1 protein-coding gene is annotated in these 1,380 nt (G+C 66.0%); it reads right to left on the bottom strand.

Annotated elements, in window-relative coordinates:
• Nucleotides 1-39: 39 nt before the first annotated feature.
• A complete protein-coding gene (locus LG634_RS37505; protein ID WP_226741017.1) occupies nt 40-1,332 on the bottom strand; it encodes an IS256 family transposase in 1,293 nt (430 codons plus the stop codon).
• Nucleotides 1,333-1,380: the final 48 nt, after the last annotated feature.

Here is a 1,380-nt window from a genome sequence, read left to right as displayed (position 1 = left end):
GGGTCTGTCAATCGAACGGTGTAAGCGGGGTGTTCGGGGTTAATGACGGGCTGCGGAGAGGCGGCCGTCGAAGGTGATATCGAAGGCGTTCAGAGCGGTCTTCCAGCGCAGGGTCCAGCGGGTCTGTCCTCTGCCGGTCGGGTCGAGCGACATGATCGCCATATAGACGCACTTCAACGCGGCCTGCTCGTTGGGGAAGTGTCCGCGGGCCTTGACCGCCCGCCGGATCCTGGCGTTCACGGACTCGATCGCGTTCGTGGTGCAGACGATGCGGCGGATCTCGGTATCGAACCGCAGGAACGGCGTGAACTCCTCCCACGCGTTCTCCCAAAGCCGGACGATCGCCGGATACTTCCGGCCCCAGGCCTCGGCGAACTCGGAGAACCGCTCCAGGGCGGCCTCCTCTGTCGGCGCCGTGTAGACGGGCTTGAGCAGTTTGGCGATCCTGTCCCAGTCCTGGCGGGCGGCATAGCGGAAGGAGTTCCGCAGCAGGTGGACCACACAGGTCTGCACGATCGCCTGCGGCCAGACGGTCTCGACCGCGTCGGGCAGGCCCTTCAGCCCGTCGCAGACCAGCATGAGGACATCGTTCACGCCGCGGTTCTTGATCTCGGTCAGGATGTGCATCCAGTGCTTGGCGCCCTCGCCGCCGTCCCCAGCCCACAAGCCCAGGATCTCGCGCCGGCCCTCGACGGTGACGGCCAGGGCCACGTAGATCGGGCGGTTGGCGACGGCGCCGTCGCGGATCTTCACGTGGATCGCGTCGATGAACACCACTGGATAGACCGGGTCCAGCGGCCGGTTCTGCCACTCGACCATGCCCTCGAGGACCTTGTCGGTGATCGTGGAGATCGTCTGGCGCGAGACGTCGGCGCCATAGACCTCGGCCAGGTGGGCCTGGACCTCGCCGGTGGTCAGGCCCTTCGCGGACAACGAGATGACCATCTCGTCCACGCCGGTCAGACGCTTCTGCCGCTTCTTGACGATCTTCGGCTCGAACGATCCGTCCCGGTCCCGCGGCACGGATATCTCCACCGGTCCCACGTCGGTCAGCACGGTCTTGGCGCGTGTGCCGTTGCGGGAGTTGCCGCCGTTCTTGCCCGCCGGATCGTGCTTGTCATAGCCCAGGTGGTCGGTGATCTCGCCCTCCAGAGCGGACTCCAGCAGCCGCTTCGTCAGCTGCTGGAGCAGTCCGCCCTCACCGGTCAGCTGCAGGCCCTCGGCCTGGGCCCGGGACACCAGCTCGTCGATCAGCCTGTCATCCACCGCCTTCGCCGGCTGCGGCTCAGCCGCCTCAACGGGCTCGTCCTCAGTCACGTTCTCACTGGTCATCGATGCATCCTCCATGATCGGGAGTTACACCGAACGATTTACAGTCCC

The organism is Streptomyces bambusae (assembly GCF_020532645.1).
Taxonomy (GTDB): Bacteria; Actinomycetota; Actinomycetes; order Streptomycetales; family Streptomycetaceae; genus Streptomyces; species Streptomyces bambusae.
The sequence above is the reverse complement of the archived record's forward strand: the minus strand, read 5'-3'. Positions and strand labels throughout refer to the sequence as shown.

What these genes read in the sequence shown, in the direction of transcription:
- LG634_RS37505 (WP_226741017.1), bottom strand. Translation starts at nt 1,332, where the DNA reads ATGACCAGTGAGAACGTGACTGAGGACGAGCCCGTTGAGGCGGCTGAG.